The sequence below is a fragment of the Iodidimonas muriae genome (genome assembly GCF_014647255.1).
GTDB lineage: Bacteria > Pseudomonadota > Alphaproteobacteria > Sphingomonadales > Rhodothalassiaceae > Iodidimonas > Iodidimonas muriae.
Window position 1 is genome coordinate 36,511 of record NZ_BMOV01000012.1, and the last position, 13,373, is coordinate 49,883.

Below are 13,373 nucleotides of genomic sequence, written 5' to 3' on the forward strand. Positions count from 1 at the left end.
TGGAAAGATATTCAGGTATATCCCACTCTTTCAACGAAAGTTATACAACAAGCACGCCCCGACCGCATCGGCCCCTTCACATGCCCCTTGGGGTCAATTACAGGAGATGGAAGATAATTCGCAAGCATTTTGTCTTGGAAGACCGATCCGAGGTCGCCGCTTAAAAGGGAAATATGACCAAACCATGACCAAAGCCCCTGCTGCCCTTCCCCTTTCCGTCCTTGAACGCTTGCGTGCCGATACCCCCGCAACCGGACATCGCGTGCATCTTGACAATGCGGGGGCCTCTTTGATGCCCGCCCCTGTGGTGGACGCAATCCAGCGCACTGTAGCATTGGAAGCTTGCGTGGGTGGCTATGTGGCCCATGAACGCATGGCGGATCAATTGGAACGAAGTTACAGCGCTTTGGCCCGCTTGATTGGCGCAAATCAAAGCGAAATCGCCTTTCTACAAAGCGCCACAGAGGCATGGAATCGTGCCTTTTATAGCCTCCCCTTACAAAAGGGGGACCGGATCATCACCGGGTTTAACGAATATTGCTCGAATTATGTGGCCATGCTGGATCGCGCCGAAAAAACCGGCGCCCGCATTGTGGTTATCGGTCCCGATGCACAGGGCAATCTGGATCTTTCGGCCTTGAACGACGCACTGGATGATCGCGCGAAAGTGATTGCCATCAGCCATGTCCCGTCCTCATCGGGGCAAATCAATCCTGTCAAGGCCGTGGGTGAAATCGCCCGCAAACACGCCGTGCCCTTTTTGCTGGATGCCTGCCAAAGCATGGGGCAACTGCCGGTGGATGTGGAAGATATCGGCTGCCATATGCTGACAGGCACAGCCCGGAAATTCCTGCGTGGCCCGCGCGGCGTTGGATTTTTGTATATCCGCGACAGCTTTCAGGCCCGGTTGCGTCCGGTGATGCTAACCAATCAAGCCGCCACATGGACATCGGCGACGGGCTATGAATTGCGCGACGATGCAAAGGTGATGGAGGCATGGGAGCGCAATTTGGCAGCCCAACTGGGCTTTGGCGCGGCTCTTGAATATCTGTTGTCTTTTGACATTGATGCCTTATTCCAGCGATCCAATGCCTTGGCGGCCCGATTGCGGACCTTGCTGGCAGAGCATCCCCCGATCCGGATCACCGACCCCGGCACCCGTCATTCGGCCATTGTCACATTTCGCCACGCCACGCTGTCCCCTGCGACGATCAAGGCGGAAATGGAAAAGCAGGGCATTGCGGTGCAGGTGGCCTCAGTGGTGCACACAAGACTGGATCTGGAAGCCCGCGGCATAGACAGCGCGGTGCGGGTTTCCCCCCATTATTACAATACTGAAGAGGAACTGGAGCGTTTCATGCACGCCCTTGAAAATCTCGGCTCTTGAGGCAACAGACCGCGCATAAACACTCAGCCCTTTTGGGCGGCATCCGCGGCGCTGCTTTTTTCCGCCATCATATGGATCTGGCGGCGTTGCACATATTGCGTGATCAGCACACCGACCAAAATCAGGAGCAAGCCAAACACCCGCGACAGGCCAAAGGGTTCCCCCAGAATGAACACCCCCAATAAACTGCCCACCACCGGCACGAAATAATTGTTCAGGGCCACAAATGTAGCTCCCACCCGGGCAATCACCGCCACCAGCACCAAAACGGCAATGGCCGAGGGCCAAACGCCCAACCAGACCACCGCCAATATGCTGCGGAAACTGGCAGCTGTGCTGAGCGGATTGTCAAAAATCAGCGCCACCGGCACAATCAGGGACGCACTGGCCAATAACACTCCTGCCGCCCCGACAAAGGTGGGCATGCGGCTGGCCCGGCGCAGCAACAAAGCCGATACCCCATAGCCCATGGCCGCCATCAAGACGGCCAGCTTTCCCGCAATGCTCATGACACCAGATGAAGAACCCGCCGGCGCGCCGCCGCCCACAAGAACCGAAACGCCAAGAATCCCGACCACAAGGCCGGTAATTTTACCACCGGTTATTTTTTCATCATCGGTCATCCAATGGGCGAAAAAAAGCGTCGCCAAAGGTGTGAAGGACATCAGAATCGCCGCTTCTGAACTGCTGATATAAGATTGCCCCCAAGCGATCAGCGAAAACGGGATCGCCGTCCCGATGGCGCCCGCAAGAAACAGCAGCTTCCAGTCTCGCGCATTATCGGGCAATCGATGGCCTTTCAGGCGGGCGACGATGGTGAGTAACACGGCGGCAATGGCAATGCGGCTGCCCGCAATGGCCAAAGGACCAAAGCTTTCCAGGGCGATTTCCACAAAAAAGAAGGACGAGCCCCATGTCAGAGCCAAAACGGCAAGGCCCAGAAAATCGACCAAAGATGGCGCTGCAATGGGTTTCAAAGTCTTCCTCATGATTAAGGGCTTGCGAAACGCTGCGCTTGGGCGGCATTTTCAGCCTATGACCAAGCGCCCTTATGAAAAATCGGCAGCCAAGCCCATGACGCCCGACAGGCTGGAGCGGGCTGCCTATCATTATCTGGAACGCTTTGCCACAAGCGCGGGTAATCTCCGCCGTGTTTTGGAACAAAAAATCCGTCGGCGCAATGCGTCCTTTGCCCCCCCATCCGCCGAGCAGAAACAATGGATCGATACGCTGATCGAAAAATTGCTCCACCTGCAGTTATTGGACGATCGCGCCTATGCCGAATCCATGGCCAGAAGCCAGCATTTGCGCGGCAAACCCAAACGGGTCATCCAGCATTGGTTAAAAGCGCGGGCTGTCAACGAAGCGGATATTGATGCCGCCCTGAATGCCTTGGCAGACGATATCGGCCCCATGACAGACCCCGATCATCTGGCCGCCATGCGCTTTGCCCGCAAACGCCGCCTCGGTCCGTGGAAGCGCGATATGAAAGACCGCGACCCCGAAACACCGGATCGACGCGCCATCTACGCCCGGCAAACTAAAGAGATTGCCGCTTTTGCCAGAGCGGGCTTTTCCTATGACATTGCCCGCAAGATTCTGGCCGCAGACACGGAAGAAGAACTGGAGGCACTGTTTGGCGATAGCGATGCCCCGATCATTGATACAATCGATTTTCCTGCCGACCCCGATGACGGGGAATTGCCCTGAATTGCCCTGAATTGCCCTGAATTGCCATGGCTTCCCGGATTTTTCCCAAGCGGCGACAAAAAAGCCATGCCCATGAAATCCGGTGCAGCACAGGTCTTTCTTTTGTAATTTGGGGATATCGTCCCATATCTGGCAGCATGGATGATCCCATTGCGGCCTTGCGGTCCCTTGATTTCCCTTTAAAAGGGTGCCACTGCCAAATGTGGACGGACAGTTTCGTGCCACCTGAGACAAAGATGGATGACAGATATGGCGCGCCCCAACGCCGAAAATTTTCCGCTGAAAGAAGCCCGTGCCATTGTAAAAAGTCTGGCGCGCCCCAATCCGTGGATCTATTGGCCTGATTTTCTTATCAGTGCCGCCCTTGGCTGGGGGGCCTTTGTGCTGGCCGTGATCAGCCCGAATTTCGGGGCTGTGCAACTGGCCGCGCTGTTTGTCGCGACCTTCGCCCTTTATCGGGCCGTGATCTTCATCCATGAATTGTCGCATTTAAAGCGCGGCACCTTCAAACTGTTCCGGCTGGCCTGGAATCTGATTTGCGGTTTTCCCATGCTGGTGCCGTCCTTCACCTATGCCGGCGTGCACACGGACCATCATTTGCGCAAAATATATGGCACCCATGAAGATGGGGAATATGTACCTTTTGCCACAGGCTCGCCTTTGGGGCTTGTGGGCTATGTACTGCTGTCGTTTTTCCTGCCCTTGTTATTTGTGGGGCGGTTTTTGCTGCTTACCCCCATCAGCTATGTGGTGCCGCCGGTGCGCCGTTGGGCATGGGAACGGGCCTCCTCCCTTACCATCGACATGAATTATCGCCGCCCGCCTCCCGCCAAGCGCGACGATAAAAGCTGGCGCTGGCAAGAAGCCGCTACTTGCCTTTATGCCTTCGGGTTTTTGGCGCTGTTTGTCACCGGTGTCCTGCCCTTGAAGGTGCTGGCCATCTGGTATCTGGTAACCGTGCTGATTTTCCTGTTCAATTCCTTGCGCACCTTGTGCGCCCATGCTTACCGCAATCCCGGCGATGCCCCTATGACCACAGCGGAAGAATTTCTCGATTCCGTGAATGTGCCGGGCAACCGGTTCTGGACCCCCTTATGGGCGCCGGTGGGCTTGCGCTTTCATGCCACCCACCATCTGTTCCCGTCGCTGCCCTATCATGCTTTGGGAAAGGCCCACCGCAAACTGGTGCAGGAACTGCCCGATAACAGCCTTTATCTGGAAGCCAGCCGCGCCAGCATGTTCGATGCCCTGAAACGCATCTGGCAAGAAACCCGCGAAGGCCAAAACAACCGCGCTAAAGAGGCACAGGCGGGTCAATCGCGCTCGAAAGCCGCATGAATCCGGGCAAGGCTTGCGGGATCATCGGCATCTTGTAAAATCCCTTGATCCTTCACATCCAGCGTCTGGATTTCTGATCCAAGCGCTTTCAAAAGCCCCCGCGCCCCCTGATCGCCTTGAAGGGCTGCCAAAGCGAAGAACTGCGAACGGTCCCATAAAACCGGATTGCCCCGCTTGCCATGATAATACGGCACCACTGCCGGCGGCTTTTCTGCGGCCCAATAGCTTTGGACAAGAGAGTGCAGAGTTTCCGGCGCCACCCTTGGCATATCCCCCAGCATGAAAAGCGCCGCGGCGCAATGGTCCGGCACCGCCTGCACGCCGGCCTTCACCGATGCAGACAGCCCGCATTCATAATCAGGATTTTCGACAATCCGGACCATTTCCCCCGCAAGGCATTGGCGCACCGCAGCCGCCTGATGCCCCACCACCACAAGGATCGGGCCGATCCGGGCCTTTTGCGCGGCCCGCACGCTATGCACGATCATGGGCACGCCCTGTAAAGGGGCCAGCATTTTGCTTCCCCCGCCCATACGCCGCGATAAACCCGCCGCCAAAATCACGCAGGCAATATTTTGGCCATCTGGCCGGGATCTGTGCGACTCAGGATGTGCCAAAGCAGACATCACTCCCTCAAGGGCGGTTTCAGGCTGCAGAATCGGGTTTTATCGCGCCTTGCCGCAAAACTTGTGTGATCTGCGCCATGATTGACAGGGCGATTTCCGCCGGACTTCTCGCTCCGATTGCAAATCCAACCGGTCCATATATTCGTAAAAGTGTATGTTGTGGAAAGCCGAGGGAAAAAAGTCTGTCAAGCCGTGCTTTATGGGTCTTTCGGCTTCCTAGTGATCCGATGTAAAAGGCTTTGGAGCCGAGCGCTTCCTTGAGCGCCGCATCATCCAGTTTCGGATCGTGGGTCAGCGTAACCACGGCGGATCGTTCATCGAGGTGCTCGGCCACCAATGCCGTATCGGGCCATTCTTCTATCAGGCGCACCGATCCAAAGCGGGCGCTGGTGGCAAAAGCTCCGCGCGGATCGATCACCGCCACATCATAGCCCAGTCCCTGCGCCATTGGCACCAGCGCTTGGGCGATATGCACTGCGCCAATCACAAACAAGCGCAAGGGCGGATTGAACACATGCATAAACAAGCGCCGCCCACCGGTTTCGACCAGACCCGACCGATCAAGACGCAAGGCATCCGTTAAGGCTTCGTCAGGAAACGCCACATTGAACCGGCGGGATATCTGGCCAGCCACATCTTGTTCCTGTGTCTGAAACAGGGCTGTATCGCCCCCGTCGAGATCGGTCATGCGCACCACGGCCTGTCGGGCGCTGCGAGCATCAATCAAAGCCCGAAGCATATCCAAAGCGGCTGGAGGAGCCTGAGGCCCGCTCACCGGCTCCAGATAAACGGAGATACGCCCACCGCAGGCAAGCCCCACCTCCCATGCTTTGGCATCGGCCACACCGAAAGACCGTTCCTGTGTGTCCCCCGATGCGATCACATCCAGCGCGTCCACAATCACCGCGCCTTCCACGCAACCGCCGGAAACAGAGCCTTCAAAACGCTCGTCGGTGCGGATCACAAGCTGGCTTCCCACAGGACGCGGCGCAGAGCCCCATGTGGAAATCACCGTTGCCAAGGCCACGCCATGCCCCGCCTCGGCCCATGCCAAAGCCGTTTCAAGCGGATCGGGCGCGCCGGATGTCTCTCTGTGCCCCATCTGCTTATCGTGCCAGATAATAAAGCAGGCCCAAAACCAGCGCGATCAGGGCAAACACCCATAGAACAGGTTTAAGGCCGGGCCGATCTTCGCCAATGGGAACATCTTGGGTCGGCGGGGTTGGTGCAGGCGGTGCACTTGGTTCTGTCGGACTGTCCTTGATGGGTTCTGCCACAGGGACGGGCTGTTCTACCACCGGAGCCGTGGGGCCTGAAGGGGCCTCCTTCGCCATCCGTTCCACAACCAGATCGGAAAAACAGGTAAAAAAGTCTTCGGCATATTTTTTCGCTGTGCTGTCAATCAGTCGCGCCCCCATCTGTGCCAGCTTGCCCCCCACATTGGCTTCTACGGACCATGCCAGCCGGGTTTTATCCCCTTCCACATCATGCAGGGCCACATCCGCCCGCCCACGGGCAAATCCGGCAGCACCCTTGCCTTGTCCAACCAAGGTATAGGCATGGGGCGGCGACACATTCTCCAGCATCACCTCGCCTTTGAATTTCGCCTTCACCGGCCCCACCTTGGCCGTCACCGATGCGGCCAACTGGTTGTCTCCCAATCGCTCCAGCGCTTCGCAACCGGGAATACATTCGATCAACAGGGTTTCGTCGTTCAAGGCGTCCCATACGATCTGACGCGGTGCCGGTATGATGGTTTCGCTTTCAAGTTTCATCGTCTGCTCTCCAATGTTCCATCGACCGCAGGGACGCATGGTGCGTTATCTTCTGTATATGATACGGGCCGCTCTCTCTTCCATCCCATTTCATCGAAGCAAGATCAAATACAAAGGCTTGGCAATGACCACCTGTTTGCGGCATGATTTTGCTTCGCTATAGAGCCGTGTTAATATGGTATGTGCGTAATGGGGAGCAGTTGATGATGGCACTTGGGGAAGCGTCCGAACCTATGGCCGAAGAACAAACCGTTGAGGTGCGTGGGGTCGTCAAATGGTTTGATGCGGTGAAAGGCTACGGCTTTGTGATCGCAGACGATGGTGGAAGCGATGTACTTTTGCATTTTTCTGTCCTGCGCGAGGTGGGGCGACGGTCCGTGCCCGAAGGAACAACCGTTCATTGTGAAGCGGTGACACGCCCGCGCGGGCGGCAGGCAACCCGTGTAATCACTTTGGATTTTTCCACCGTAACGGCACCCGATGCCGAACAAGTGCCTGAAAACTCCAATGGTTTTGCCCGCCATTCCGGCGATCAATCCGGCGCCTATAGCGAAGCCGTCGTGAAATGGTTCAACCGCATCAAAGGCTATGGTTTCGTGTCTCAGGGGGAAGGCACGCAGGATGTGTTTATCCATATGGAAACCCTTAGAAAAGCAGGGATCGACGATATACAACCAGGGCAAAGGGTGCGGATCGCCATCGGGAAGGGAGAACGCGGCCCCCTTGCATCCGAGATCATATTGTTGGATGGATAAGACTTCCGTTCCTTTCCAACCGTTTCAATGGACAGTGTCATGCCAGCCCAATTTTCGGCCAAGCCTTCCCCCATGCTTTTGGTCAAGCTTCTTGTAGGCCTCGTTCTTACATGGCTTTGGGCTGGACTTTTGGCTCCCATGGGGGCGGCTCAAACACCGCAATCCCTGGAGACCATGCCGTTAATCGTTGAAAGCGAAAACGGCACGCATCATTTCACCGTTGAATTCGCCAATGATCCGGAAGAACGCAGCATCGGCTTGATGTTCCGCAAGGAAATGCCCGAAGATCATGGCATGCTCTTTGATATGGGCATGCCGGTACGCGCCAGCTTCTGGATGAAAAACACCGATTTGCCGCTGGACCTTATTTTCATCAAAACCGATGGAACCATTGCCAATATCGGCACGGGCGTTCCCCATCAAATCAGCCCGCCGGTACAATCACGAGGGCGGGTTTTGGGCGTGCTGGAATTGAATGAAGGCACCGCGAAAAAACTGGGCATCAAACCCGGTGATCGGGTGCTACATCCCATATTCAACAATTGGGACAATAAAATAGAGACGCAGCCCAAATAAGGATAGGATAGGATAGGACAGGACATCACGTCCTTTGCGTCTCTTTCTTGTTGATAAACCGGCGATTTAGTTTTCTTTCAAGGCCGCCACAATCTGCGATGCGAAATCCACATAGGAAAAGCCGCTTCCGCCCACCATGTCATAGCCCCGCCGCACGATCACCAATTCCAGCGACGGGATTACCACCAGATATTGCCCACGATTGCCCACAGCAACAATGCTGTCTTTGGGAAGCGCCGGATCATAAGCGTTCAGCAACCACCATTGCGCCCCATAACCGGGACGGGGGCTGCCATTGGGGAATTTGGGCGGGTGCTTTTACATCGATCAGGCCCTGTTCAACCGCTGCGCCGATCACACTGGCGCCGATGCTTTTGGCCACAGACCATGTGCGCTGTGCGGTGACGGAGCTGTGACCATCCTTTTCCTGTCATAAGCCACACTGACCCGCTTGGCCTGATAATCGATCTCCGCCTGCAATTGCCGTGCTTGATCCTCGACCAATGGATAGATGCCGGTCAGTTCATCTGCTTCGATTTGGTCCCGTGTTTTGCCACCATTAAACAAGGCGCTACACAGAAAACCGGCCTTATATCCAGCAGCATAGGCGCCGATTGTCGCTTCTGTATTACGCTCCGCCGATTTGGGGGCTGTGCGCAATTGCTCCAGCGTTTGGGCGTGAACCGCCCCGCTTATTAACATCAGCGTTGTGGCCATCAACATGGATCGGATGGGCTTCATTCTTCTCTCCCCAATATATTTCGTGCCGCGTGCATGATTGTTATAAAGACAATTCCACACCAAGGGAAAAAAGCTGCGGCTGGGCACGCAGAATGTCCCCGTCACCGGTGGTTTGGCTTTCCACCGTTTCACCAAAAATATTCTCAGCAGCAAGAAACATCTGCATATCCGCGCTCAGCCTATAGCGGATGGCCAGATCAAGCGTGAAAGCCGACGACAAAGAGCGGCTGTTTCCGTCATCATCAAATTGAGCGCCGGTATAACGGCCATCGAAATTGACCGACCATTTGGGGGCGGGTGTCCAGTCTGCGCCCACTGTCAGGCTGTGTTTGGGGCTTTGTGCCACCCGTTTGCCAGCAAGATCCGCAATCTCGCCCGCATCTGTGATCCGGGCATTCACATAAAGATAGCGCAGCACCATTGAAAGCTGCCCGCCCACCGCCACACGGCCTTCCATCTCTATTCCATCGGCGGTGATCCGGTCGATATTTTGCCTTTGCCTCAAAGACCCGCCTGCAGGCACAAAGCCGGTGGGCGGAAAGATGCCGGGGCCAAGGGCCACTGTGATATTTCCCACCCCGTCATGCAGCCAGTTCCGGAAATATGTGGCGCCCAGACTGATGGTATTCAGCGGCTGAAACTGCACACCCAAATCAAAGCCATAAAGCCGCTCCGGCTCTAAATCCGGATTGGCTTCGGTGATATCATTGCCCACACGGAAAGGCCGGAAAAATTCATTGAGGCTGGGCAAACGAAAGCCGCTATAGCCTGAAAAACGGGCCGATAACGCATCGGTCAGGCGATAGCGCGCTCCCAATCTGCCATTCAGCAAAAGCCCGTCGCGGTCGAAAATGGCATCATCGCGCACCAGCGATCCATCGGCCAAATCACTTTCCATTAGAACGCCGTTGAATGTGCGCCAGTAATCCAGCCGTATTCCGCCCGAAAGATCCAAACGATCAAACACCGTGCCCGCATAATCTGCATAAAGACCGGCCAGCCATTGGTCGCCACCCGCCCGGCGCACCCGGGTGAAGCCATCGCCTAGATTGCGAAAAGATTCATTGGTTTCCCCTTCAAGCCGCCGCACATCCCCGCCCAGATCAAGGCTTTGTCCGGCCCCCAAAGGCACCCGCAATACCGCCAGCAGTCCCGCCCCGCGCGACGGGACACTGAATTGATCCAGAACAGATCTTTCCGAGGCGCGCGCTTCATCAACCGCACTGAACCGGCTGGAAAAATCCCGTTCCGTTATAAAGGCGGTCAGCTCATATCCCAGTTCCGACGGCCCGGCATCGCGCACCAGACGCAAGGACCCATCCAGCACTTCCGCATCATTGCCGGTGAGCAATGTGCCGTTGGAGCGGTTTTCCTCAAACCAGCCCAGCTGCCCGCTTAAGGTGATATTATCGGACATAGCCGCTTCCACCACGCCCGAAAGCCGTGCCACATCGCTTTTTGCAGGCACGTCCACAGCGCCCCGGCTTTGCTTGTCGCGTAAAATAAAGCCATCGCTTTCCCTATAATGCCCGGAAAGCGCATAGCTCATCTTGTCGTGGCGATCGCCTATTCCCAAGGATAAAAGCCTTGTGCCGCGGGTGCCGATCTCCGCCATACCGTCCAGCGTAAAATCGGCGGGCATTTTGCTCTCAAGGCGGATCACGCCAGTCAGCGCCTGATTGCCATAGGGCCCTGCCCCGCTGCCGCGCACCACGCTTGCTTGTGCAATTCGCCGAGGATCAAGTGCAGACCAGAACACCCAACCACCAAAGGGATCGTTCAGCGGCACGCCATCCAGCAAAACCAGCGCCCGCCCTGCCCCATTGGGGCCAATACCGCGCAGGCTAACCCCTTGGGTTGTGGGGTTGGCCAATAAAGACGATGCCCGGCGAAACAACGAAAGCCCCGGAATTTGCCCCAGAATTTCATCCATATGAATCGTGGGGGCTTTGGCGAAATCATCGGCCAAAAGCACGCTTTCCCCATAAACCCGCCGGGCTTCAGGGTCGGAAAGCCGCGTAGCCGTGACACGGATTTCGTCCACGATCTGGGCAGAAAGCGGGGAACCGGGGACCATGGACAAGCATAAAACAACGCCCAAAGCCCTCACGATCCCCTCCCTTTCCCCATGGACTTTAACTGCCCTGAATTCGGGCTTTCGCCTCGCGGCGGCTGCGGTGCAATACCGGCTCCGTATAGCCATTGGGCTGCTCGCGGCCCAAAAACACCAGATCGCATGCCGCTTGAAAGGCAATGGACGTGTCAAAATCCGGAGCCATGGGCTGATAGGTGGGGTCGCCTTCATTTTGCTTGTCAACAATCCGGGCAATCCGCTTCATGCTGTCGATCACCTGCTGTTTTGTGCACAAGCCATGATGCAGCCAATTGGCCATATGCTGGCTGGAAATCCGCAAAGTCGCGCGATCTTCCATCAAGCCCACATCATTGATATCCGGCACTTTCGAGCAACCAACCCCTTGTTCCACCCAGCGCACCACATAACCGAGAATGCCTTGCGCATTATTGTCCAGTTCTTGCTGGATTTGCTGCGGCGAATAGCGTGCATCACAATCCACCGGAGGGGTCAGTAAAGGTCCAAGCCCGGCTTTGGGACGGTCTTTCAAAGCTTTTTGCCGCTCTGTTACATCCACCTTATGATAATGCAAGGCGTGCAATGTGGCAGCCGTAGGGGACGGCACCCAAGCGGTGCTGGCACCGGACTGGGGATGGCCGATTTTTTCCTTCAGCATATCCGCCATACGGTCCGGTTTCGCCCACATGCCTTTGCCAATCTGGGCATGGCCAGGCAAACCGCATTGAAGACCGATATCCACATTGCGGTCTTCATAAGCCTTAAGCCAAACGGCATCCTTCATCTGTGCTTTCGGTATCATGGGGCCGGCTTCCATAGCGCTATGGATTTCATCGCCGGTGCGATCCAGAAAGCCCGTATTGATGAAGAACACCCGATCGCGCACGGCAGCAATACATCTGGCCAGATTGGCGCTGGTGCGGCGCTCTTCATCCATGATGCCGATTTTCACGGTGTTCGGGGCCAAGCCCAATGCGGCTTCCACATGGCTGAAAACATCATTGGTAAACGCCACTTCATCAGGCCCGTGCATTTTGGGCTTAACGATATAAATCGAACCTTCCCGACTGTTGCGATAAAGGCCCCTGCCAGCCACATCGCGCATGCTGATCAGCACCGTTATCATGGCATCTAAAAGGCCTTCAAATACCTCGTGGCCTTCGCTGTCCAGCACTGCGGATGTGGTCATCAAATGCCCCACATTGCGCAACAGCATCAGGCTACGGCCCGGCAAGGTAAAAGCCGATCCATCGGGCGCATGATAGCTGCGATCCGCCTTTAATCTGCGCTCTATGGTGCGACCGCCTTTTTCAAAGCGTTCGGCCAGATCGCCGTTTATCAAGCCGAGCCAATTGCCATAGGCCGCAGCTTTGTCTTCCGCATCCACTGCCGCGATGGAATCTTCCAGATCCATGATGGTGCTGAGCGCCGATTCCATCATCACATCCGCCACACCGGCAGCATCATTGCGGCCAATGGAATGGGACCGGTCAATCACGATATCCACATGCAAGCCATGAAAGCGCAGCAAAATGCCGTCAGGCCCTGCGGCTACGCCGCGATAGCCCGCAAAGCGTTCCGGATGGGCAAGTTTTGTGGATACTGCGCCAGAAAGCCTAACCACCAGCGCACCATCCTCAACCACATAACCGGTGGCGTCCTTATGGCTTTTGCCGTCCATAAGGGGGGCGATCTCGTCGAGAAACCCTTTGGCAAAAGCGATAACTTTTTCCCCGCGCTTGGGATTATAGCTGCTGCCGCGCGCGCAACCATCCGCTTCGGGCAGCACATCGGTGCCATAAAGCGCATCATAAAGGCTGCCCCAACGCGCATTGGCGGCATTGATGGCAAAACGGGCATTCATCACCGGAACCACAAGCTGCGGCCCGGCAATCTTTGCAATTTCTGGGTCTATATGATCGGTACTGACCGCGAATGGCTCCGGTTCGGGCAGCACATAGCCGATCTCTTCCAGAAAGGCCTGATAAGCTGCAAGATCGAACCCGTCGCCCTTGTGATTGCGGTGCCACGCATCAAGCTGCGCTTGCATGGCATCACGGGTTTTCAACAAAGCGCGGTTACGGGGAGCCAAAGCGGTGTGCATGGCTTCAAACGCCGCCCAGAAACCGGCCACATCCAGGCCATCCGATCCATGAAGGGCGCGTGCCACCAGATCATCAAGGCCCAAGGCCACTTGTAAACCGCCATATTGCCTGCGCTGTGTCATCTACACCCCTTCTTTCTGTGGAGTCGTCTATCGTTTCAAACGGATCAATTGATAAATCACGAGAGGGGTAGCGCTACAACCCGCCTCTGTCTAGGCCGATCCTTGTGATGGGCAGACCGTGACCGCATACACATTCGAAAGAAAGA

Annotated in this window: 13 protein-coding genes; 5 read left to right on the forward strand and 8 right to left on the reverse strand. The window is 56.2% G+C overall.

Annotated elements, in window-relative coordinates:
• The first annotated feature begins 184 nt into the window (after positions 1-184).
• Entirely contained in the window at positions 185-1,387 is a 1,203-nt protein-coding gene (locus IEX96_RS12970) for an aminotransferase class V-fold PLP-dependent enzyme (protein ID WP_188874057.1), read from the forward strand.
• A 23-nt stretch (positions 1,388-1,410) separates the two neighbouring features.
• Here IEX96_RS12970 and IEX96_RS12975 read toward each other — a convergent pair whose 3' ends face one another.
• A complete protein-coding gene (locus IEX96_RS12975; protein ID WP_150006235.1) occupies positions 1,411-2,376 on the reverse strand; it encodes a DMT family transporter in 966 nt (321 codons plus the stop codon).
• Positions 2,377-2,422: 46 nt separating this feature from the next.
• Here IEX96_RS12975 and IEX96_RS12980 point away from each other — a divergent pair, with 46 nt between their 5' ends.
• Together IEX96_RS12980 and IEX96_RS12985 are read left to right on the forward strand one after the other, a co-directional pair.
• Positions 2,423-3,097, forward strand: a complete 675-nt coding sequence (locus IEX96_RS12980) for a regulatory protein RecX (RefSeq protein WP_188874059.1) — start codon at positions 2,423-2,425, stop codon at positions 3,095-3,097.
• 249 nt (positions 3,098-3,346) lie between these two features.
• Positions 3,347-4,435, forward strand: coding sequence for a fatty acid desaturase family protein (locus IEX96_RS12985; protein WP_229773742.1), 1,089 nt, complete (start codon positions 3,347-3,349; stop codon positions 4,433-4,435).
• On the opposite strand, the gene IEX96_RS12990 is transcribed toward IEX96_RS12985, so the two are convergent.
• Genes IEX96_RS12990 through IEX96_RS13000 form a run of 3 tightly spaced genes read right to left on the reverse strand, consistent with a single transcriptional unit; the run spans position 4,411 to position 6,836 of the window.
• Positions 4,411-5,061: a nucleotidyltransferase family protein gene (locus IEX96_RS12990; RefSeq protein WP_150006232.1), complete on the reverse strand. Its 651-nt coding sequence runs from the start codon at positions 5,059-5,061 to the stop codon at positions 4,411-4,413. The two genes, IEX96_RS12985 and IEX96_RS12990, sit on opposite strands and share 25 nt — an antisense overlap.
• Positions 5,062-5,080: 19 nt before the next feature.
• Positions 5,081-6,163 carry an XdhC family protein gene (locus IEX96_RS12995; RefSeq protein ID WP_150006231.1) on the reverse strand — a complete coding sequence of 361 codons (1,083 nt, stop codon included), beginning with the start codon at positions 6,161-6,163 and terminating at the stop codon, positions 5,081-5,083.
• Positions 6,164-6,167: 4 nt separating this feature from the next.
• Positions 6,168-6,836, reverse strand: coding sequence for an SRPBCC family protein (locus IEX96_RS13000; protein ID WP_150006230.1), 669 nt, complete (start codon positions 6,834-6,836; stop codon positions 6,168-6,170).
• Between the two features lie 203 nt (positions 6,837-7,039).
• On the opposite strand from IEX96_RS13000, the gene IEX96_RS13005 reads away from it, so the two are divergent.
• A complete protein-coding gene (locus IEX96_RS13005) occupies positions 7,040-7,591 on the forward strand; it encodes a cold-shock protein (RefSeq protein WP_150006229.1) in 552 nt (183 codons plus the stop codon).
• A 39-nt stretch (positions 7,592-7,630) separates the two neighbouring features.
• The gene (locus IEX96_RS13010) at positions 7,631-8,167 is read left to right on the forward strand and encodes a DUF192 domain-containing protein (RefSeq protein ID WP_188874061.1); all 537 of its coding nucleotides are present in this window, start codon (positions 7,631-7,633) and stop codon (positions 8,165-8,167) included.
• 66 nt (positions 8,168-8,233) lie between these two features.
• Here IEX96_RS13010 and IEX96_RS14140 read toward each other — a convergent pair whose 3' ends face one another.
• From IEX96_RS14140 to IEX96_RS13025, 4 genes are all read right to left on the reverse strand, one after another.
• Positions 8,234-8,425: a hypothetical protein gene (locus IEX96_RS14140; protein ID WP_229773744.1), complete on the reverse strand. Its 192-nt coding sequence runs from the start codon at positions 8,423-8,425 to the stop codon at positions 8,234-8,236.
• A 96-nt stretch (positions 8,426-8,521) separates the two neighbouring features.
• On the reverse strand, positions 8,522-8,908 hold the full coding sequence (locus IEX96_RS14145) for a hypothetical protein (RefSeq protein ID WP_229773745.1): 387 nt from the start codon (positions 8,906-8,908) through the stop codon (positions 8,522-8,524).
• A gap of 40 nt (positions 8,909-8,948) precedes the next feature.
• Positions 8,949-11,018, reverse strand: a complete 2,070-nt coding sequence (locus IEX96_RS13020; RefSeq protein WP_188874062.1) for a TonB-dependent receptor — start codon at positions 11,016-11,018, stop codon at positions 8,949-8,951.
• Positions 11,019-11,043: 25 nt separating this feature from the next.
• Positions 11,044-13,227, reverse strand: coding sequence for a malate synthase G (locus IEX96_RS13025; RefSeq protein ID WP_188874063.1), 2,184 nt, complete (start codon positions 13,225-13,227; stop codon positions 11,044-11,046).
• Between the last annotated feature and the right edge of the window lie 146 nt (positions 13,228-13,373).